The sequence below is a fragment of the Microcoleus harperi Pol14_C6 genome (genome assembly GCF_036701295.1).
GTDB lineage: Bacteria > Cyanobacteriota > Cyanobacteriia > Cyanobacteriales > Microcoleaceae > Microcoleus.
In genome coordinates this window covers 83,216-104,320 of the sequence record NZ_JAUBQN010000020.1, presented here as the reverse complement: position 1 = coordinate 104,320, position 21,105 = coordinate 83,216, and the positions used below count along the sequence as shown (strand labels likewise).

The 21,105-nt window shown below is 46.5% G+C and carries 12 protein-coding genes; 5 read left to right on the top strand and 7 right to left on the bottom strand.

What is annotated here, in order from left to right; all coding sequences use genetic code 11:
- Positions 1-30: 30 nt before the first annotated feature.
- The 4 genes from QUA27_RS15495 to QUA27_RS15480 form a co-directional block, all read right to left on the bottom strand.
- On the bottom strand, positions 31-648 hold the full coding sequence (locus QUA27_RS15495; RefSeq protein ID WP_333068921.1) for a hypothetical protein: 618 nt from the start codon (positions 646-648) through the stop codon (positions 31-33).
- Positions 645-1,793 (bottom strand): AAA family ATPase, encoded by a 1,149-nt coding sequence (locus tag QUA27_RS15490; protein WP_333068920.1) that lies wholly within the window; start codon positions 1,791-1,793, stop codon positions 645-647. Before QUA27_RS15490 ends, QUA27_RS15495 begins: the two co-directional genes overlap by 4 nt.
- A gap of 288 nt (positions 1,794-2,081) precedes the next feature.
- Positions 2,082-4,418 (bottom strand): glycoside hydrolase family 31 protein, encoded by a 2,337-nt coding sequence (locus QUA27_RS15485; protein WP_333068919.1) that lies wholly within the window; start codon positions 4,416-4,418, stop codon positions 2,082-2,084.
- Positions 4,419-4,592: 174 nt separating this feature from the next.
- A complete protein-coding gene (locus QUA27_RS15480; protein WP_333068918.1) occupies positions 4,593-4,730 on the bottom strand; it encodes a hypothetical protein in 138 nt (45 codons plus the stop codon).
- Positions 4,731-5,639: 909 nt separating this feature from the next.
- Between QUA27_RS15480 and QUA27_RS15475 the strand changes: the two genes are divergently transcribed.
- Positions 5,640-7,244 (top strand): alkaline phosphatase D family protein, encoded by a 1,605-nt coding sequence (locus QUA27_RS15475; protein ID WP_333068917.1) that lies wholly within the window; start codon positions 5,640-5,642, stop codon positions 7,242-7,244.
- Between the two features lie 255 nt (positions 7,245-7,499).
- Here the strand turns inward: QUA27_RS15475 and QUA27_RS15470 are convergent, their stop codons facing one another.
- A complete protein-coding gene (locus QUA27_RS15470) occupies positions 7,500-7,859 on the bottom strand; it encodes a group I truncated hemoglobin (RefSeq protein ID WP_333068915.1) in 360 nt (119 codons plus the stop codon).
- Positions 7,860-8,497: 638 nt separating this feature from the next.
- Between QUA27_RS15470 and QUA27_RS15465 the strand changes: the two genes are divergently transcribed.
- On the top strand, positions 8,498-9,109 hold the full coding sequence (locus QUA27_RS15465) for a 2OG-Fe(II) oxygenase (RefSeq protein ID WP_333068914.1): 612 nt from the start codon (positions 8,498-8,500) through the stop codon (positions 9,107-9,109).
- Positions 9,110-9,437: 328 nt separating this feature from the next.
- On the opposite strand, the gene QUA27_RS15460 is transcribed toward QUA27_RS15465, so the two are convergent.
- The gene (locus QUA27_RS15460; protein WP_333068913.1) at positions 9,438-13,271 is read right to left on the bottom strand and encodes a WD40 domain-containing protein; all 3,834 of its coding nucleotides are present in this window, start codon (positions 13,269-13,271) and stop codon (positions 9,438-9,440) included.
- A gap of 298 nt (positions 13,272-13,569) precedes the next feature.
- Between QUA27_RS15460 and QUA27_RS15455 the strand changes: the two genes are divergently transcribed.
- Together QUA27_RS15455 and QUA27_RS15450 are read left to right on the top strand one after the other, a co-directional pair.
- The gene (locus QUA27_RS15455) at positions 13,570-14,466 is read left to right on the top strand and encodes a calcium-binding protein (RefSeq protein ID WP_333068912.1); all 897 of its coding nucleotides are present in this window, start codon (positions 13,570-13,572) and stop codon (positions 14,464-14,466) included.
- A 79-nt stretch (positions 14,467-14,545) separates the two neighbouring features.
- On the top strand, positions 14,546-15,403 hold the full coding sequence (locus QUA27_RS15450; RefSeq protein ID WP_333068910.1) for a calcium-binding protein: 858 nt from the start codon (positions 14,546-14,548) through the stop codon (positions 15,401-15,403).
- Here QUA27_RS15450 and QUA27_RS15445 read toward each other — a convergent pair.
- Positions 15,400-16,752 (bottom strand): AAA-like domain-containing protein, encoded by a 1,353-nt coding sequence (locus QUA27_RS15445; RefSeq protein WP_333068909.1) that lies wholly within the window; start codon positions 16,750-16,752, stop codon positions 15,400-15,402. The genes QUA27_RS15450 and QUA27_RS15445 overlap by 4 nt on opposite strands.
- A 288-nt stretch (positions 16,753-17,040) precedes the next feature.
- On the opposite strand from QUA27_RS15445, the gene QUA27_RS15440 reads away from it, so the two are divergent.
- Positions 17,041-21,084, top strand: a complete 4,044-nt coding sequence (locus QUA27_RS15440; protein ID WP_333068908.1) for a Calx-beta domain-containing protein — start codon at positions 17,041-17,043, stop codon at positions 21,082-21,084.
- The last annotated feature ends 21 nt before the right edge of the window (positions 21,085-21,105 follow it).

Genomic DNA, 21,105 nt, shown 5'->3' with positions numbered 1-21,105 from the left:
CCAAGCATTGACAGGGCGCAGTATTGGTATTTATCCTAAATTTTCCCAGGTTGGTTGAAAATTTATGAGTGCATTCATAGCTCGTTCCAAACTGGGGGAATTAGTCTGTGCGGACGCAACCTGCCAACTTTGATTGACAAACTGGATCAGTTGACCATTGTAGTCTTTACCAATTTTTGCCGTACTATTACGATCGGGGACGATCGCATCCCGCAGATTTCGCTTCTTTGACTTTTTAGCCAGATTGATTAAAAGCTGCTTGGGATCAGGAATTCGATCCGCGTCGCCAGGAATCAAGTCTACTGAAATACCCAGAAATTCGGCAAATGCCGATCGATGTGCAAGTAACCACGCTTCCACTTCTTTAACAGCAATCCGAAACAGCAGATTAGGATGTTTTGGTTGAGTTAACCACTCGGAAAGAATTACTAGGGGGCATTCTGCGTTATCCAAATCAGTTAAGACTAAGTATGGCATTCCCTTGGCGGCATAATTTAATCCAAAAATAATCTTTTTAATTTTGCCATATCCTCTCTGATTCAAGCACTGTCCCACTGAAAAGGGACGTTGAGACTGTTTGAGCATTTGTTTAAGAACTGCTTCACTGAGTACATCCTCAAACACTAGATTGATGGGAATATCCGTCATTTGAATAAACTCATTTGTTCGATGTCGGGCGGTGCTGTAAGAGGAAGTGCAGCATCAGCTATGCTTAAACCTCCTTCTAATAGCATTTTGATTTGTTGATTACTTGAAGCAAGTTTTACCTGAGTTCCTTCAGGAGTCGGTGTCATTAGCAGCACCTCTTCGCCACCAATGCCTTTGTCTGAGAGCAAATCCGCACTATGGGTACTAAGAATAACCTGTCGCTTTCTCGGGCGCTGAAGGCGATAAATCAGAGACGGTAAATTGCTAACAATTGCCGAATTTAAAGAAAGTTCTGGTTCTTCTAGTAACAATAATGAATCGCTTTCTAACAGCGACCATAGCAAACCAATTAACCGTAATGTTCCGTCAGAAAATTGGTCTTCCCGTTGTTTTCCTGCTCCGGGTCGCCAATGTTCATAAACAGCTTCCAAATGCGGAACCCCCATCACATCTTTGGTATCTGTGAGGTTTTTCAATTGGGGGACAGCCAGCTTTAAAGCATCTTCAATTTTTTTTAATCGCGATCTTCGGGTTTTTACTGTAGTTTTAGCAACTCGCTCTAAAAAAGTTCTCCCAAAAGGATCTTCGGAAAGTCCAGGGGTAGCAAAAGCTTCGGGATGGCGAACTAACTGAGGAATTAAATGTAAATATAAAATCGATTCTAAAAACTTAGCAATTTCTCGAAATTCTGCATTGGCATTAATTTGCTCTAAATAAGTCTGGGTGAGACGTAGCTCATCTTTGTCATCTTCTTGAGTAGGGCGATTGACAATTTGGCGCTCACCTTTCCAAACTCGTTCGTAGGCAACAATCGGCTCATTTTTGCCGCCTTTTCTATGTTTAATTCCCAGCCCATACCTCCATAATGGCTGTTGGGCATTAGATTCGGAAAGGTGAATTTCTATTTCTACATCTGAATAACGGCGCGCATAAAGACTGCGAATTTTTGAGACGCCACGTCGATCGCTCACGGCTTTCTGCAATCCGCCTCCTGCTTTAGCCAGATCCCGCAAAAAGCGCAATGAATCGAGAAAGTTTGACTTACCACAAGCATTAGGGCCTACCACAAAAACGCGATCGCGCAAATCAACATCCACTGACTGAAAATTGCGCCAATTTTTCAGAGCTATATGGGAGATAATCATACTGATAAAATTTCCCTTGTTCTTGTAATACTTTAAAATTCTTTCGGTCTTCAGGGGAAAAAATATCCTCAAAACCTTTACTTTACAATTTATCCAACCCCTTTGGGGAATTTTTTGGATATTTTTTGGGCATTTCTCTAACCCGTTAACATCTTTGCTACCCTAAAAATGAATTTTATCTAGCTACACAGGAATCACAGACGATCGCCCTTTCCATCTCAAACTCTACCAGATCGAGCGATCGCCCTGAATGAATCCCACCATAGCATAAACCGCTTTATGCCAAAGTTATCCAAATGTCAAACGCCGCGACGTACCATCATCTGTAAATCGCTGTTCGCCAACGCCAACAACTTCCACAATAACTTCGCGTTCAGAAATCGAAAATTGACCCTCGCGCGCGGCAATTTCAACGATGATTTTTTCCTCTTCCAAATACACCTTGTAATTAGTCGTTGCCCAGACACCTTTTTCATGTTCAAAACTGTGTCCGTCGTCCTCATAAAGCGTCCATTCACCAGTTCCGGGCCAAATTCGCATTTTTAATGACTCAAGCGGTTCTTCGCTGACAAATTGCCTCACAGGTGCGATCGCAATTATGCCCCCACCCCGCACGTAAAGCGGCATTCTCTCCAAAGGTGCATAAGCTAAAATGTGCCTCGGGCCCTGATAGCATTCACCCGTCCACCAATCGTACCAAGTCCCCTCCGGCAAATACACGGCGCGGTGTTCAACTCCCGGGCGGTAAACAGGTGCAGCCATCAGCGACGGGCCGAGTAATACTTGATCGTAAAGGTGATAAGTTGCCCGATCGCGCGGAAATTGATATAGTAACGGTCGCAAAATCGGTGTTCCCGCCGTCGCTGCTTCCCAAAACAAGGTGTAAATGTAAGGCAACAACTGATAGCGCAAATTCATGTATTCGCGGCAAATCTTCTCAGTGCGATCGCCAAAAACCCACGGTTCGTGTTGGGCCGTATTTATCGCCGAATGACCGCGCATCAAGGGATACAGCATTCCCACCTGCATCCACCGCGCGAACAATTCAGCGGTTGCATTCTCCGCAAAACCCCCGATGTCGCAACCGACAAACGCCACGCCGGAAAGCCCCATATTGCAAAGCATTGGTAGCGACATTTCTAAGTATTCCCACTGCGATAGATTGTCGCCCATCCATACCGAGGAGTAACGCTGAATGCCCGCAAAACCCGATCGCGTCAGCACAAAAGATCGCTCGCCCGATCGCACTTTTTGCAACCCTTCCGAACAAGCTTTCGCCATCATTAAACCATACAAATTGTGCGTTTCCGCGTGGGTGGCGCCCTCGGATGCCGGGCCTTGCGGTGCATCCAGCGGAAACCAGATGTGTTGGTGGCCGTCGCCAAAAGGCCGTTCTGCGATCGAAGGTTCGTTCATGTCGTTCCAAATCCCCGCAACCCCCATATCTGTAAGGTTTTTGTGCAATTCGCCCCACCACTCGCGCACCTCTGGCCGCAGGAAGTCTGGAAACACCGCTTTTTCGGGCCAAACGTAACCGTGGAATAGCCTTCCCTCTGCGGTGCGGACGAAATAGTCGTTTTCCACACCCTCATCGAATACTTCATAATCTCCTTCCGGTTCGTACTTGACACCGGGATCGACAATCGTGACAACCTTAAAACCTGCTGCTTTCAAGTCTGCGATCAGTTTCGCGGGATCGGGGAAACGCTTCGGGCTCCAGGTAAAAATGCGGTAGCCGTTCATATAGTCGATGTCGAGGTGGATGACATCGCAGGGAATCGCCCGATCGCGAAATTCCTTCGCCAACTCCCGCACAACGTCCTCGGAGTCGTAGCTCCAGCGGCATTGGTGGTATCCCAGCGCCCATTTGGGCGGAAGCGGCATCCGGCCGGTTAACTGCGTGTAGGTAGCGAGAATTTGGGCGGGTTCCGGGCCGTAAATGATGTAGTAATCGAGTTCCGGGCCTCTGGTTTCCATCCGCAAAACTCCCGGTTGTTGGGCGCCGATGTCGAACTGACTCCAAAATGTAGTGTTGAAAAAGAGACCGTAAGCGCGATCGGGATTCAGGGCGATGTAAAATGGGATCGCCTGGTACATTTCATCGCTGAGGGAATTGTAGTCAAGCGCGTCTATTGTCCAGTTTGTCTTGACTTCGGAGAGTTTGTCGAGAAAGCCGGTGCGTTCGCCGAAACCGTAGAAGTGTTCGTCTGCTTCGATGCGTTTCCAGCCGGCGGTTGCGCCGGTGCGCCATCCCATACTCGGATCGCAGTCACTAGCAAAGGGTTTTCCCGATTTGTCAAAGCATTCAATTGCAGAGCTAGATCGCTTGACAGAAATCAATATTTGTGATGTTTCAATTTCTATTTTTTCGTCTGTTTCTCGCACTTCAAATGGTACAATTTGCCACTCTTCGTCAGGGACAGTTATTGACTGCGATCGGCTTTTGAATTCACCTGTCGGGGACATTCGCACTCGGATCAAATTCGGCGCGAGGATGCTGAGGTTTAGGGAAGTTTCACCGCAATTAAAGTGAAAGGTGCGATCGGTTTTAGTTATGGATTGTATGGAGCCGATGGTTGACCAAGGCTGTTCAGTTTTTTGAAGTTTTCCGAAGTATTGTGGCATACACTCTGAGTCAAAATATTATCGATTTTGCTTTCAGGAGTTAAGGGTTGTCATCTGGCAAAAGGCTGAACTAAGTAAATGAACTAATTAAACGTAAAACTATCTCGCTGTTAGATCCCCGACTTCTTTAAGAAGTCGGGGATCTGGGTGTTCTGTTTTTTGAGGTGGCTCTAGTTACAGGCTATTCAGTTTTAGGGTTGGATAGGAACCGTTGGCGAAGAGCAAGTAAATGGCGGCTAGTATTAAGCTTAGTAACTCTAATCCACTCTTGATTTGGAGAAATATCTTAATTTCGTCTATGACTTTTTTCATAGCTTTTTTCCTCCTTTTGCGCCGTCATCTGCAGACAGGCTTTTTGATTTTTTCGGTAGCTTAGTCGCCACGTAAACGATCACTGTAGCCATATCCGCCACGATCTTAGCCTGCGCCAACAAATCCCTCCCTTCCGGGGAGAAGCTTTTGGATCTCAGAAACAAAAAAATTGATTTTTGCCCTAACGATCGATACCTATATTGTAGACGGGTTTTCAGGGACCGTCCTCTAGCTAAAGGAGGAATATAACTTGTCAGCATTATATTATCGATTTTGCTTTCACGAGTTAAGGGTTGTCATCTGGCAAAAGGCTGAACTACAACGATCGCTCTCATGCAGCAAAACCCCAATATCTCCGATCCGTCCGATCGACCGCCTGATTAACCCGATCGCCTGGGAGTATTGTAAAGGTGAGAGCTAAAGAATCTAAAATAAATGTTACCTAAGTTTATTAAACCTTTAACTTAGGCCTCTTACCGAAATTTTACCCCTCCTCAAAGAGTTATCTCACTCCGATCGACTGTTGCTACTAAATTTCGTGGTAGCCTAATTATTGAATGAATCGGGTTTAATCCCATTGGATGCTCAGAACAAAGTAGCTAGTCAAGGTTTATATGATTCTTTGGAAGGTGCTGCTGGTTTAGCGAAGGCACGGTTGCAGAGGAAAAAGCTAAGACACACGGTTAATATCGTACTTTGGTAGTCTAGATGGTTGCTTTTTCATAGCTCGCCTACTACCTTTATTTTGGGTACACTAAAACTTGATAGAAAACCTGCCTTTGTCTGTGGGAGTTGTTTTCCTCATCACAGTTCGGGGCCTCTCAGGAACAGCGGTGAATTTGCTGATTGTTGCGTACATCACAAATTAGCCCAAGTACAGTCTCGGTATTTTTAAAGATGAGGGTAGCCATGAAACGTAAAAAACAAGACCAACTCAGCCGCCGCCATTTTCTACTCGGTTCGGCAATTGCAGGTAGCGGTATTGTTGCCGCAAACCTGCGATCGAAATCTGGGTTAGCACAATCTTCTGCACCGGCAATTATTACCTCGGATCGGATGCGCCCCAGCATTCCATACGGTGTTGCTAGCGGTGATATTAACGGCAACAGTGCGGTGATTTGGAGTCGGTGCGATCGCTCCTCCCGGATGATAGTCGAATATGACACCGCCGACACTTTCGGCAACGTGCAGCGCATCATCGGACCTGCAGCGTTGGAAACTAGCGATTACACGGCGCGTATCAACCTGATTGACCTACCAGCCGATAGGCAAATATTCTACCGAGTCAGCTTCCAGAATTTAGCCGATCCAAACATCTACAGCGTCCCCGTTACGGGGAGTTTCCGCACACCTCCAAACAGCAAGCGCGACATCTTTTTTGCCTGGTCCGGAGACACCGCCGGACAGGGTTGGGGTATCAATTCTGAATGGGGCGGCATGAAAATCTATGAAACTATCAGGCAGCTTAAGCCAGACTTCTTCATTCATTCTGGCGATTACATCTATGCAGATAGTCCGATTCAATCTGAGGTAAAACTTGACGACGGTAGCATCTGGAAAAACATCACAACAGAAGAAAAGTCAAAAGTAGCTGAAACCTTAACAGAGTTTCGCGGAAATTACATCTACAACCTGCTAGACAATAACATCCGGCGCTTCAACGCCGAAGTGCCTCAGCTAGTTCAGTGGGATGACCACGAAACTACAAACAACTGGTATCCCGGCGAGATGCTAATGAGCGATGACCGCTACAAAGTCAAAAGCAGTTCTTTACTGGCAGCGCGAGGCAAGCAAGCATTTATGGAGTATACGCCGATCCGCTTCGATGCTAACGACCCAGAACGGATTTACCGTTCGTTCAATTACGGTTCTTCCCTGGAAATTTTTATGCTGGATATGCGTAGCTACCGAGGAATAAACACTACCAACCGTCAGACAGCAGCCAGTGAAGAAACAGCGTTTTTGGGTAATGCCCAAGTTAGCTGGTTAAAGAACAAATTGCAGAATTCAAAGGCAAGGTGGAAAGTAATTGCTAGCGATATGCCAGTCGGATTGGTGATTGAAGATGGCAAAAACAGCGGCAAATTTGAGAACCTCGCCAATGGAGATGGCCCTGCATTAGGACGCGAACTCGAACTTGCCCAATTGTTGCGCTTTATCCAGCAAAACAATATCCAAAATGTCGTTTGGCTGACCGCTGACGTGCATTATGCTGCCGCGCACTACTACGATCCCGGTCAAGCTCAATTCACTGATTTTAAACCGTTTTGGGAGTTTGTTGCCGGGCCACTTCACGCTGGAAATTACGGACCAAACAAGCTTGACAATACTTTTGGTCCCCTAGTTAAGTTCCAAAGTTTGTCGCTGCCAGAAGTAGAAAATCTACCTCCTACAAAAGGTTTTCAGTTCTTTGGTACGGTTAAAATTAATGGCGACAGCCAGGTGATGACTGTGGCGCTGCACAACCTTGAAGGCAAAATTCTTTACAGCGTGGACTTGCCGCCGGAGGTTTAAAACAGCTTCAAGGACGCTGGACAAGTCGATCGGCAAAATTACAAAATGTAGGAGTAATATCAAGTTCTATCATCTGCGAGCAATCGGGGAGTAGTAACGCGCTCAAAGCGATATCTACTTACCCATCGAAAATAAAAACTTACGCATCAATACCTTCACCACCTTAGTTTTTTACGGCGATTAAAAATCTTTAGGCAGTATTTTCGGAAAAAAAACTCGGTTATGAAGGTACCCCTGCGTCAGGGACTGTAGATCTTACTTGTACAAAACAGCCTCTTTCAAAGTCGCGATCTTACCTAGCGCTTCATCGAGATCCTCTTGGGATGCGCCGTGGGCAATTATGGCATCGGTCAAATGCTTCACAATTGCATCAAAGTGTTCTGGCTGTAAATTCAAACCTGCGTGTGCTTTCTCCATTGAACGGCCTGAGTATTGCTCGATGCCGCCGAGGGCATAAGAGATAAAAGCAGTTTGATGGTGGCGCTGCTTTTCCATATCTGTATGATCGAAGAAGTGGCTCACTATCTCGTCCGCCAAGACATCGCGGTAAAAATCATCCACCATCTCTTTAATGGCTAACTCTCCACCCATTTTTTCGTACAATGTTGTTGGCATATCGTTTCAGCGAGTTGTTTTTTTTTACTTACTCTTTAATTATAGGGGACCGCTTTGCTTTTTTCGGCTCTGTGAAATATTAATTTAATTTGAAATAATTACTTAGTAACTGTTGCAACGGCTGGTATTTCTTAGACTACTTTCTATCATTCTAAACTTTATTAAGGTTCGATCGCCAGTTAGAGATTGTCGATCGCCCTCCCTGCATTTTGACCTAATGCACGGATTGCTTGTTTTAGCAAGATGCTTGCGAAAAAGGCCCAACACGCATCTGTTTTCCAGCTAGCAAACTCAAGAAATTAGTGATAAAACAGAGGCCGGATGCGATCGCGAAAATTAGGCCCGCCCCTGCAATTCCACAAGTTAATATAAATGGGCGATCGGCTGCTGAGCGGCATCATGTATAATGGAATTGCCAATATAATCGAATCACCACAACGATCGCCTGTATACTGATATTCTGCCGTTGCGAGTTGGTTGCGACACTTCCTGGCGATCGCCCGCAGTTAAGAAAAACCTTTGACTTAAGTACGCGGACTTAAATCAAGATTATTATGTCCTCCGCGAGGAACGAAGCAATCCCAAGTCTGAGCGATTGCTGCATTTCTATCTGCTGTTTCCTTAAACTTTGATGATTTTTGAGTGCCTTGAAATACTATAGCCAACATCCTAACGCTTTCTCGATCGACTACCTCAACGACTTGCGAGGAGCAATTCTAGCCTCCCCATATCTAGCAATCAACAACCTCAACCGCGATTTCATTGGCACAAAAGGGTTTTCCGTGGTGTTTCAACGTGCGGAAATCGCCGAAGTAGAACGGCGGTTCCCCTTGTTCAAACCCTATCTAGACCAAGCATTACAGCCTGAATGCAATGCTTTTTACCTCAACCCTTTGTTGCTGGGTGAAGGTTCCCGCGTCGATCCGCATATCGATCGATCTTTGCGATCGTACTGCAAAACAGTTGAACCTCCCGCAGCCGTCAGCGTTTTATACGTACAAGTACCGCCGAACTTGCAAGGGGGAGAGTTGATACTGCGGCGCAACAAACAGCAAGTCGGGCAGATTAAGCCGCAAGCGAACTCGCTGATCTATTTTCAAGGAGATTTGACTCACTCTGTCAACGCTGTTAACAGTACCGGAACTCGTTTGAGTTTGGTTTGCGAACAGTACAGTTTGAGCGAAACCGAACTGCAAGATATTCCAGGATTCACAGTGGAATCTAGGGCCGTGAAAGCCAAAACCAAGTAAGGTTTATTATCTAAAAAAAACAGCTTCTTTGACTATCAAAATGTCTCCCTAAGCAAGAATTACTGTCAGGTTACCTACAAAACAAACTCAAATACCTAGCTCTATGTTTGGCGCTTGTTTATACCCGTAAAAAAAGAAGGCAACTGTAGGTCCCTGAACCAAACCCTTAGTTCATTAGTGGTTGCCAAATCTTTAATCTCAAGACTTACGCAACTGTCACAAGACTTTTAGGTATGTTATTGCGCTTCAGCGCTCTTAGGATATGAAAGAGCGCTGAAGCGCAACAACATACCTTTGTTTAAAGTGCCAGTTGTCTAAATCCTGTTTTTTAAGGATTGCAGATTTCGGCGATCGCCTTTTCTTCGGGATGATTAGCAATATAATTACTCAGCCATTTGCAACTCAGTTTCATTAAACTATCTAGATCGAGTTCCAAATTCCAGATTCTTAAAGTAGAATCATCGCTGGCCGAAACAAGAGTTTTGCCGTCGGGACTGATGTTAACGTCATTAACTCGATCGCTATGTCCCTCAAAAGTTTGTAGGGGCAGCGCCTCCGATCCCGTTTTGCCGTCTGCTACATTCCACAGTTTAATTGTGCGATCGAAACTTGCCGATGCGATCGTTTTGCCGTCGGGACTGAAACTAATGCTTTTTACCCAAGTTCCGTGTCCTTTGATGGTTTTGAGTTCGGTGCCTGTTTCTGCATTCCACAATTTAATTGTGCTGTCATCGCAGGCGGATGCTAAGATTTTGCCGTCGGGACTGAAACGGACGCTGGTAATTCGGCTGTTATGCGCTCTCAGAATCCTTCTCGGGGTAGATTCTAAATTGTTTAAGTCCCAGAAATATATTGCGCGATCGTTCCCTGCTGATGCTAAAGTTTTGCCGTCGGGACTGAATGTGACACTTCTAACTCTTTCTAAATGTCCTTTGAAGGTTTTGATTTGGGTACCGCTTTCGAGATGCCACAATTTAACAGTTTTATCAACTCCTGCTGAGGCTAAGATTTTACCGTCGGGACTGAAAACAACGCTGTCAATTCCGCTTTTATGTCCTGAAAGAGTTTTAATTTCGGTGCCCGTTTCTAGGTTCCACAATTTAATAGTTCGATCGCCCGACGCCGATGCTAAAATTTTGCCGTCAGGGGCGAAACTGACGCTGGTGACGGCACCTCGATGTCCTAGAAAAGTTTTGATTTCGCTGCCGTTTTGTGCATTCCACAATTTAACAGTGCGATCGCCACTACCGGAGGCAACAGTTTTGCCGTCGGGCGAGAAACTCGCACTGAAAACCTGACGGCGGTGACTTTCCAGAACTTTCGGTTCGATGCCGGTGAGATTCCAGAGTCGTACCGTGCGATCGGTACCTGCGGTTGCCAAAGTGCGGCCGTCGGGACTGAAACAGAGGCTCGAAACCCTGCCACTGTGTCCTTTGAGCGTTTGCGGCTCGATGTTTCCTAACTGCGATAAATTCCACAATTTGACGGTGCCGTCTTCGCTAGCGGTAGCCAGAGTTTGGCGGAGGCTGCCTCTGGGACTGAATTTGACGCTCCAGACTTCCCTGCTGTCGGCTTGCAGGGTTTTGAGGAGAGTCAGGTTTTCGACATCCCACAGCTTGACTAAGCCGTCTTCGCCAGCGGATGCTAGAATTTTGCCGTCGTCGGAGAAACTGACACTTCTGACAGCGTTGGTATGGCCTTTGAGCGTTGCGATTTCGGTTCCGTCTGCTGGATTCCAGAGTTTGACAGTGCGATCGCTACCCGAAGATGCGATCGCCCTCCCGTCGGGCGAAAAAGTGACGTTTGTTGCCCAGCCCCTATGTCCGGTAAAGGTTGTGAGCAAAGTACCGTCGGCCGGATTCCAGAGTTTGACAGTGCCGTCGGAACCCGAAGATGCGATCGTCAACCCATCGGGAGCAAAACTGAGACCTCTCACCCAGCCTCTATGTCCTGTAAGGGTTCTGATTTCTGTGCCATTGGCGGGGTTCCAGATTTTGATCGTAGCATCCTCGCTAGCAGATGCGATCGTCTTGCCGTCAGGTGAGAAACTGACACTCCAAATGTTGTCGCGGTGTCCGGTGAGGGTTCTGAGCAAGATGCCGTCTGGGTTCCAGAGTTTGACGGTATCGTCTTCGCTAGCGGATGCGAGGATTTTGCCATCGGGGGAGAAAACGACATTTTTGACGCTAGCTTGGTGGCCTGCAAGCCGATCGCGCTCTCGGATGCTGTAAAGTGCTTGTTGGAGGGCGATCGATACTTGCATCTTAGTTTCGGATTTTGCCGGACTGAATGCCTCTAATTTTTTAAGTTTATGTGCTGCAAGCAGTGCTTCGATCAGTGCTGGAAAAGGGTTTGAGGCTAAAGTTGTCTTTGACGACAAACTTTCGAGGACTATTTTTGTTTCTGCGAGTTCTCGATCGGCTTTAATTACTTGTAATTGTACGGCGATCGCTGCTGCTAAAGATGTCGCTAAAATTGTCGAGCCGATCGCAATTATTTTTCTAGCTTGTTTTTTAGCTAACGTTAACTCTGTTTTAGCTTGATGCTGAGCCAGATTTAAAGTTTCATTAGCTTGTGCCAATATTTGACTTTCCTCAGCTTGCAGTGCCAAAGCCAATTCAACTTCTCGCTTTTCCAAATCCTGAGCCGCCGCTAAAAACCGGTAATCCAAATGGCTTAAACTTTGATATTTTGCCCATTCCAAAGCTTCTTGCAGCGCCTGACCCCGCAGCAGCCGCGAATTATCCTCAAAATTGGCAGCATTCCAAGCATTAAAGCTTTCCGAATAAGGTCGCAGCTTTCCTAACTGTTTTTCCACCCATTCAAGATTGAAAACTTTGGCATAAATTCGATTGTAAACTTTTAATTTTCCCTGCTGTTGCACCACTAAACCTGACAGTCGCAATTCCGTTTGTTCGGGACTGCCATCAGCAATCACCCCCCCCAGCCCACCCTTGCTAAAGGGGGGAGCAAGAGTGGCTATTTCTTGCTCTCCCAGGGGTGAAGCAGCAGCATTTAGCCCCGAACTACTCAGAGATAAATCACTATTTAGCCCCCCCTTAGCAAGGGGGGGTTGGGGGGGGTTCGCGGATTGCAAGATTTGCTGGTAAAGCCCCAATAACTGCCCCGCTTTTTGCTGATTTCTCAAAAGCCGATCGCGAATAGTTTTCAAATGTTCAGGCTCATCCTGAGACTCCCAATTCTCCACAATCTGCAACTTCACCAACCCCTCAACTCCCTCCTCTTCTGTGGAACAGGCATCCTGCCCGTCTGTGGGGGTGGAACAGGCATCCTGCCTGTCTGTGGGGGTGGAACAGGCATCCTGCCTGTCTTTCTCAGCGCCCTCTGCGCCTCTGCGGTTAACTTTCTTCAACTCCTTTTCCTGCACCAACTTGCACAGCTTTTGCGTCAAAAAAGGTTGTCCCCCCGTCCAATCCAAAATATCTGCGATCGCACTTTCAGGATTGCCAACTTGCCCCTGCCAACCATCAATTAAAGGCTGCACTTCATCAATCTGAAAACCGCCTAAATTTATCGCCTTACCAATATTAAAAGGAGTTTGAGTTTTATCCGCTATCAAATCCGAAGGTGTCGCCACCCCCAGCAGCGCAAAAGTCAAACGTCGGTATAGAGGCTTGTCAACTCTTTGATTGTAAAACCAGCGAATCAGAGCAAAAAACTCATCGGTAGAAAAGTTCATGCTCAACACTCTATCTATCTCGTCAATAAAAATAACAATACTGGTTTCTATTTCAACTAAAATAACTTCTTCAATAAACAAGCTAAACCGCTGGACTGGCGATAACAAATCCCGGCGTTCGCGCCACCAATTCCGCCAATTAATTTTATTACCTAGCTGACAGCTACTGACCAAAGAATTAACAATGCCAGCATACCACTTTTCGGGAGTTACATCTTCCTTGCCAATCCCAGTTAAATCGATAAAAGCGCAAACAGTACCTTCAGCTTGCAATTTTTGCATTGCCCGCACCCGCAAACTAGATTTGCCCATTTGCCGCGAATTCAAAACGTAACAAAACTCACCCGCTTTCAAACTTTCGTAAAAGTCCCAGTCTGCTTGGCGCGTCACGTAACTCGTCGCATCTGCGGGGAGACTCCCGCCAATCTGATATTCATAACTTACTGGAGATTCTTTCATCATTGCCTGCACCAAAATCTAGATTTGATTGTACGATTGCAAACCTGACTATGTAGAGATTTACCAAAAAACCTGATTTTTGCTGATTTTGAGGATGCTTTGTCAGGCTGCACCTGATTTTTTCCGATAAATTCCGAGTGCGAAGCTCTTTGTCAGTTCCTATAATACCTGATTTTATCACCATTGCAGTTCAAGAGTTTTACGAAGAAACTGATAACAGAAAGCGAAAGGTGCAGCAAACAAATACAAACACTTAGCGCTTTGACAAACTCAGAATACACTCATAAATAGGATTAATACCATGACAGAACTTAGAACGATAGCCGACGCTAACATTTCTACCCTGAGATTCGGTTTAATTGAAGACTTGACCGACGTTCCCCGGACTGAAGACCCTGATTCAGATAATCCGAATCCTAAGCCTAATAAATTCGGTTTGATTGAAGACTTGACCGATGTTCCCCGGACAGACCCCGATGGCGATCCGAATCCCAATAAATCCCCTTTTATTGAAGACTTCACCGATGTTCCCCGGACAGAAGACGATGGTAATCGAGTGGTAGAAATACGTGAAGTAATCGCCGCAGATAGCAACTCTACTAACAGCTTATTCGGCCGCATCGATAAAATCAGTGGCTTACCCAATGACAACATAACGGGAACACCAGGAGATGACTACCTAATCGGGAATGATGACAATCAGGTTAGTGATGCAATCTTTGGTGGTCGCGGTGCAGATACACTGAAAGGTCTTGACGGTGACGACTTCCTGTTTGGCGGTAGTGGTAAAGATCAGCTTTATGGCGGCCGCGGTTCCGACTGGTTGGAAGGCAATAGTGGCAATGATATTCTCATCGGTCACGCCAATGATGACGGACACGATTATTATGAAATCGATACCTTAATTGGTGGTTCGGGAGCCGATACATTCTCGCTAGTTATGAACGGGGGTCCAGACCCTAAGCTTCCTTACTTCGATGGCCAGGGCGAGACTGCTTATGCGATTATTCTGGACTTTAAGAAATCTGATGGGGATGCAATCTTAATGCTGGGTAAAAAGCAAGACTACGAATTTAAGTCTGGCAACTACGGTTATGGAAATCAGTCAATCGATGACACGAGAATATTTTATCAAGGTGACATGATTGCCGTAGTTTCAGACACAATGGCTGCGGATTTAACCCTCTCTTTTGTGTAATTTTATCTGTAGGGCGCTGCACACCCTCCGCTTCGATCCGCCCATTCTTGGCGTGTCAAATTAAGGGAAAAAGCCCCGGTTGCCTGCGATTGGAAACCGGTCGTCTGGGTGCAAGTCGAATGTGGCGACGCCCGTCATCGAACTTGCACCCTTGCCTACACAAACAAAATTCATCTACGTGGGTTTCGCTCAATCTCTACGCCCTAATTTTGAAGAACAAGGAGCAACCGAAATGGCAATTATTAATGGAACCCCTTTCAATGACGACGATACCTTCAATAACGGTCAATTCCGACCCAAGTTAGTTGGTAAAGATCCTGAATGGATGCAAGGCCCCAATGGCCCTGTATTAACGCTGGGAGCTGACACAATCTATGGTGATACAGGAAGCGATATATTGTTGGGTCTTGGTGGAAATGACTATCTAGATGGTGGGTCTAACAACGACGTTCTCGATGGTGGGGCTGGTAATGACACTTTATATGGCGGCGTTGGCTACGACTATCTAGTTGGCGGCCCTGGTAACGATCGGCTGATTGGTGGTAATTTAGACGATGCTTTACTTGGCGGTACGGGCAACGACATTCTCTTAGGCGGAAGCGGTAACGATCAACTTACTGGTTTCGGCTTTGGCGAAAATGAATTCGACATCCTCACAGGTGGCATTGGAAACGACAGGTTCGCGTTGGGTGACGCAAATAGCGTTTACTACCTCGGAAATGGCTACACTACAATTACGGACTTTAGCTTAACTCAAAGCGATAAAATCCAAATTCAAGGCATTCTAACAGACGGTTATTCGCTTGGACTTGGCAACTGGGAAGGTAGCAATGCCCAAGACACTGGAGTTTTCTACAGGGGTGATTTGATTGGTGTTGTGCAAGACCAAAATATTACCAATGTCAACCCCAATCAGGTTTTCATCTCCGCTTTTTAAGCTAAAACGCGGCAGAAATATTCGCGGTACAAATTGCAACGCGGCATGACATAATTGTTTTGCCGCCGCACAATTCCCATGCTGTGCAATTTGTAAATTTGCATTGAATCTAATTCAACTGCTTCGGCAGAATTGACAACTTTTTTCAAAGCCAAAGCTAATTCGGTATTGTGTTGCAAAATTTCCAAATACTTTCGCAAATGACTGCTGTAAATTCCCGATTCTGATGCCGCATTTTCTAATAGCTGAGTTAATGAGATTTTGCCACAACTAATCTCATACATTGCCAATCTTACTAAATAAGGATGTCCGCCGATCGCACTTATTAACTCTCCCAACTGCCCCTGCTCCCATTCCAAGCCGTGCAGCCGAGCTAAATCGTGAATTTGCTGGCTCTCAAACTCCAGCAACTCAACTGGCACGCCCGCATTAAACGGAGATTGGTTCATGTCCAAAGGAATATAAACTTCGGTAGAATGCGCCATTACCAACCGCAGTTTTTTCCAGATATCCGAAATCTTGGCTTTTTCGTGCCAGCTTCGCAGCATCCCCAGAAAATCTTCAACTACTTCGGTGTAGGGAAATATGCGATCGACTTCATCCAATCCCAACACCAGAGGAGTTTCTATTTCTGCCAGCAAATACTCTTCAAAGTAAACCGTACAGTTATCGTTGCTGCCTAAAATATCTGTATCCCAATACTCGTTTAACTTGTTTTCTAACTTTAACTGTCGGCTTACCATCAAACACAACCAGCGCAGAAACTTATCAAGGTTTGTTAAGATTCCTCGGTCTGCGGCGCTCAAGTCGAGATAAACTGCGTGATAGTTTTCCCGAACAGCGCCAGCTAAAATTCGGTTCATCAGTGAAGTTTTGCCCATCATCTCCGGTGCTTTAATCCGAATCAGCGAACCGGGTTTTACAACTGTCTCGCCGCACAAAGATTCAATGTTGCAACGCTCAACATAAAAAGGAGAATCTAATGATACCGATCCTTCGGGAAACTGCAAATTTGCCGCAGTCAGTGGTTGTAAGAGCAGGTTTGTGTTAGTATATTGAGTGGATTCTTGCGATGCAAATCTCCTCAGAGCTTCTTTAAAATTTTTCTTCGTAATTTTTTCGGCTAAGGCTTCCGAAAGCTTGTGCCACAATTTATTGCCGACATCTTTGTTGAGGTATTCAGCACTGTAGCCGTAAGTTTTGGCGATTTCATCGTAACTTTTGCCTTCCCAGGAACCTTGAAGGACTTTCATTTCGAGGTCGCTGAGATGTTTGCCGGTGTTTTGAGCAAAAATGCGATCGGCAGATTCTTTGGTTTTGCTCCAAGAGAATTCTAATTCTGAGTTCATGGGATTGACGGGTAAGTACCCATATACGTAAGTATGCAGATGCTTGCAAGAGAGCAGTTGTTCCTGCACTGGAAAGTTACCCTGACTTTTCCCTATTTTAACTCATTTAACCTGAGTTTTTACTGTCAATCCTTGTTGAAACACCTGATTTTACTCCCCTGGTCGCTTTTGTTCTTAGAAAATAAACTGGTTTAAAAGCAAGTTGATTGCCGAGCCCGATCGCAATTATCGATCGCCTAACCAACAATAGCCCAACCTCGCCAACACCAGGGTATAAGGAGAAAAATTATGGCTGCTACCATTACCGTTAATAGCACAGATGACTCCAATATCAGGAATGCCGTCCTCACCCTCAGAGAGGCAATTCTGATTGCGAATGGCACTCTGAATCTTCCTGCTTTGACAGTGGCAGAACAAGCACAGATTAACGGTACTGTCGGTACTGCGGCCGATCGCGACACGATCGCGTTTAATATCGGGGCGATCGGTTCTCAGCAATTAATTCAGCCTCTATCCGCACTGCCGCCGATCTCCGATCCCGTGATCGTCGATGGTTGGAGTCAAGGCGGCGCGGGCTATCACGGTTTGCCCCTGGTGGAAATCAGCGGCCCCGGAACTTCGATTGTCGGACTTGATATCACTGCTGGAAACAGTATCGTGCGAGGTTTAGCCATCAACAAATTTGAGTTGGCAGCCATCCGCTTGCAAAGCAATGGCAGCAACGAGATCGTCAGCAACCACATCGGCACGGATCTTGCGGGTACGGTCGATCGGGGCAACCGCAGGGGGATCTGGATTGATGGCGTTCCAGATAATCGGATCGAGAACAACTTAATCTCTGGCAACAACACTATTGGTGTCGGGCTTGGCATCGAGATTTCCGGCATCGCTGCGCGCAACAACCAAGTAATCGGCAACCGTATCGGCACTGATGTTACTGGTACTGTTGCGATCGGCAACAACGCTGGCATCAGCATCCGCAATGCGCCTGAAAACTTGATTCAGGACAACCTGATTTCTGGCAATGTGGGCATCGGTAGCGGAATTTCGATTAACGGCCCAACTGCCAATCAAAATCGAGTTGTCGGCAACCTCATCGGCACTGATGTTACTGGTACTGTAGCGCTAGGAAACAGTACCTATGGCATCTCTATTGGCAGCGCTTCTAACAATATTATCGGCGGAACGACGCCTCAAGAACGCAATATCATTTCTGGCAGTCAGACTGCGGGTATTTTTTTTGCATTTGGGCCCGCAGTTTTAGGCGAACCTTCAGGCGGTGTACCTGCGACAAACCGAGTTGTCGGCAACTATATCGGCACAAATATCAGCGGTACTGCCGCTTTGGGAAATCCGATCGGCGTCGTTATCGCTGTTGGCGAAAGTAACATCATCGGTGGCACGACACCGCAAGAACGCAATGTCATTTCCGGCAATCAAATGGGCGTCTTATTCCTTGGCAACGAGACAACTGGCAACCGCGTTATCGGCAACTATCTCGGCACGCAAGCTGACGGCAGCACTCCTTTACCCAATACTTTGTACAGCAACGTCATAGCTCAAGATGCTGGTGTGAATAACCGCATCGGCGGCACCGCAGCAGGGGAAGGCAACACGATCGCATTTAGCGGTAGCAGCGGCATTCAAGTGACTGGTGGCAACGGTTTGGCAATTTTAGGCAATTCTATCTTTTCTAATAATGGTTTAGGCATCGATCTCGATAACGATGCCGATGTTCTAACTAGCGACGGCGTTACTCCAAACGACTTGGGAGACGGGGATACAGGTGGCAACGGCTTGCAAAATTTCCCGGTGTTAACCTCGGCAACTGCTAGCAACGGCAACATTACTATTAGCGGCACTCTCAACAGCATTCCCAATACTACTTTCCGCGTCGAATTTTTTGACAATATTGCCTTAGATCCCAGCGGTAACGGCGAAGGACAAACTTATCTCAACTTTGTTAATGTCACGACTGATGCTGCTGGCAATGCTAATTTTACATCGCCGCCTTTAACTGCAACAGGGGCGATCGTCACTACTGCTACTAACTTAACAACTAACGATACTTCGGAATTTTCTCAACCTTCCTCGGGCTTACTGGAATTTAGCAACCCCGCTTACACTGTGAATGAAAACGGCACAGTTGTAGGTACTGCAATTACCGTCAATCGCATCGGTGGTAATAAAGGTGCAGTTGGGGCAACGCTGACGCTGACTGATGGTACTGCTGTTGCTGCTGACTACACCAATACGCCGATCGCAATTAACTTTGCCGCCGGCGATACGACACCAAAAATTGTTACTATTCCGATCGCCGATGACGCGATCGACGAAGCTGACGAAACGGTTAATTTATCTCTAACTAATCCAACGGGAAATGCTACAGTTGGCGATCGATACAACAATGCAGTTTTGACAATTGCAGATAACGATAACCCTCCAACTGTCAGCATCGCCCCCGCCACGATTAACCAAGCTGAAGGCAATACAGGCACAACTGCCTACAACTACACCGTTAGCCTCTCCAATGCTTCTGGTTTGCCCATTACTGTTAACTACAAGACAGATGACGGTACTGCTACTACGGGCGATCTCGACTACGAAGATAATGACGGTAATCTCATCTTTAATTCGGGAGAATCGCTAACAAAAACGATCGCTGTAATTGTTAACGGCGACAACAAATTCGAGGCGAATGAAACTTTCAGCGTTACCCTCAACAACGCCACCAACGCCACCATCGATCCCGCCGCCAACCAAAGTACGGGCATCATTGTCAATGATGATAGTGATGACTCTAATCCCACTCCAACTCCGACACCAACACCAACACCAACTCCGACAGAAACGCCTACACCGACACCAACTCCGACAGAAACACCAACACCAACGCCAACTCCGACAGAAATTCCGACAGAAACGCCAACACCAAATCCGACACCAATTCCGACAGAAACACCAACGCCAACGCCAACTCCGACACCAATTCCAACACCGACACCAACGCCAAATCCGACACCAATTCCGCCAGAAACGCCAACACCAAATCCGACACCGATTCCGACAGAAACGCCAACACCAACACCAAATCCGACACCAATTCCGACAGAAATTCCGACACCAACACCAAATCCGACACCAATTCCGACAGAAACACCAACGCCAACGCCAACTCCGACACCAATTCCAACAGCGACACCAACGCCAACTCCGGCAGAAATTCCGACAGAAACGCCAACACCAACCCCAACGCCAACTCCGACACCGATTCCGACAGAAACGCCAACGCCAACTCCGACACCGATTCCGACAGAAACGCCAACGCCAACTCCGACACCGATTCCGACACCGATTCCGACACCAACACCAACTCCGACAGAAATTCCGACAGAAATTCCGACACCAACGCCAACTCCGACACCGACAGAAATTCCGACAGAAGATTGCCCTTGTAACTCTCTATCCCTCCCAAATCTCAACCAACCCCATCCTGTAGAAAAGGTAGTTGTGAATAGTACGATCGATCTACCCCTCACAGGTACTGCTAGCAATGAGACATTCGACGGCAGCAGCAGCGAGGACTATTTCCAGGCAAAAGAAGGTAACGATAACCTGTTTGGCGGCGAAGGAAATGACTTTTTAAACGGTAACGAAGGCAACGACTTTATCTCTGGTGGAACGGAAGATGACTTGCTTTTGGGTGGCAACAATCAAGACATTATTCTTGGTAATGAAGGAAGAGATACATTATGTGGCAATCGAGGAGAAGATTCGCTAAATGGCGGAGAAGATAACGACTTTATTCACGGCAACGAAGACTCCGATTTCTTGGATGGGGGCAAAGGAAACGATTTCTTATTGGGAGGTAAGGATAGAGATTTAATTTTAGGCGGTGAAGGAAACGATACTCTGTTGGGAAATGTAGGTGACGATACTGCCTGTGGTGGCGGTGGCAACGATTACTTGCTGGGTGATGAAAATAACGATTTACTTGATGGCTGTGAAGGAAATGATACGATTTGGGGAGGAAAAGACAATGATACCATATTTGGGGGAGCGGGAGACGACTTTTTAAGCGGCGATTTGGGAGATGATTTTTTAATTGGAGGAAGTGGGAACGATCTTTTTCTGCTTGGGGCCGATTCAGGGATGGATATCATTCGAGATTTTGAACCCGGAAAAGATGCGATCGCCCTTACTAGAGGTTTGACTTTCTCTCAACTGTCAATTACTCAAGCCAACAGCGACACCTTAATCCGCTTGACAGCAACCGGTCAAATTTTAGCTACTCTCAATAACGTATCAGGACTGACACAACTAGGATATTAAAATTGGTTTGTAGTTGCGCTT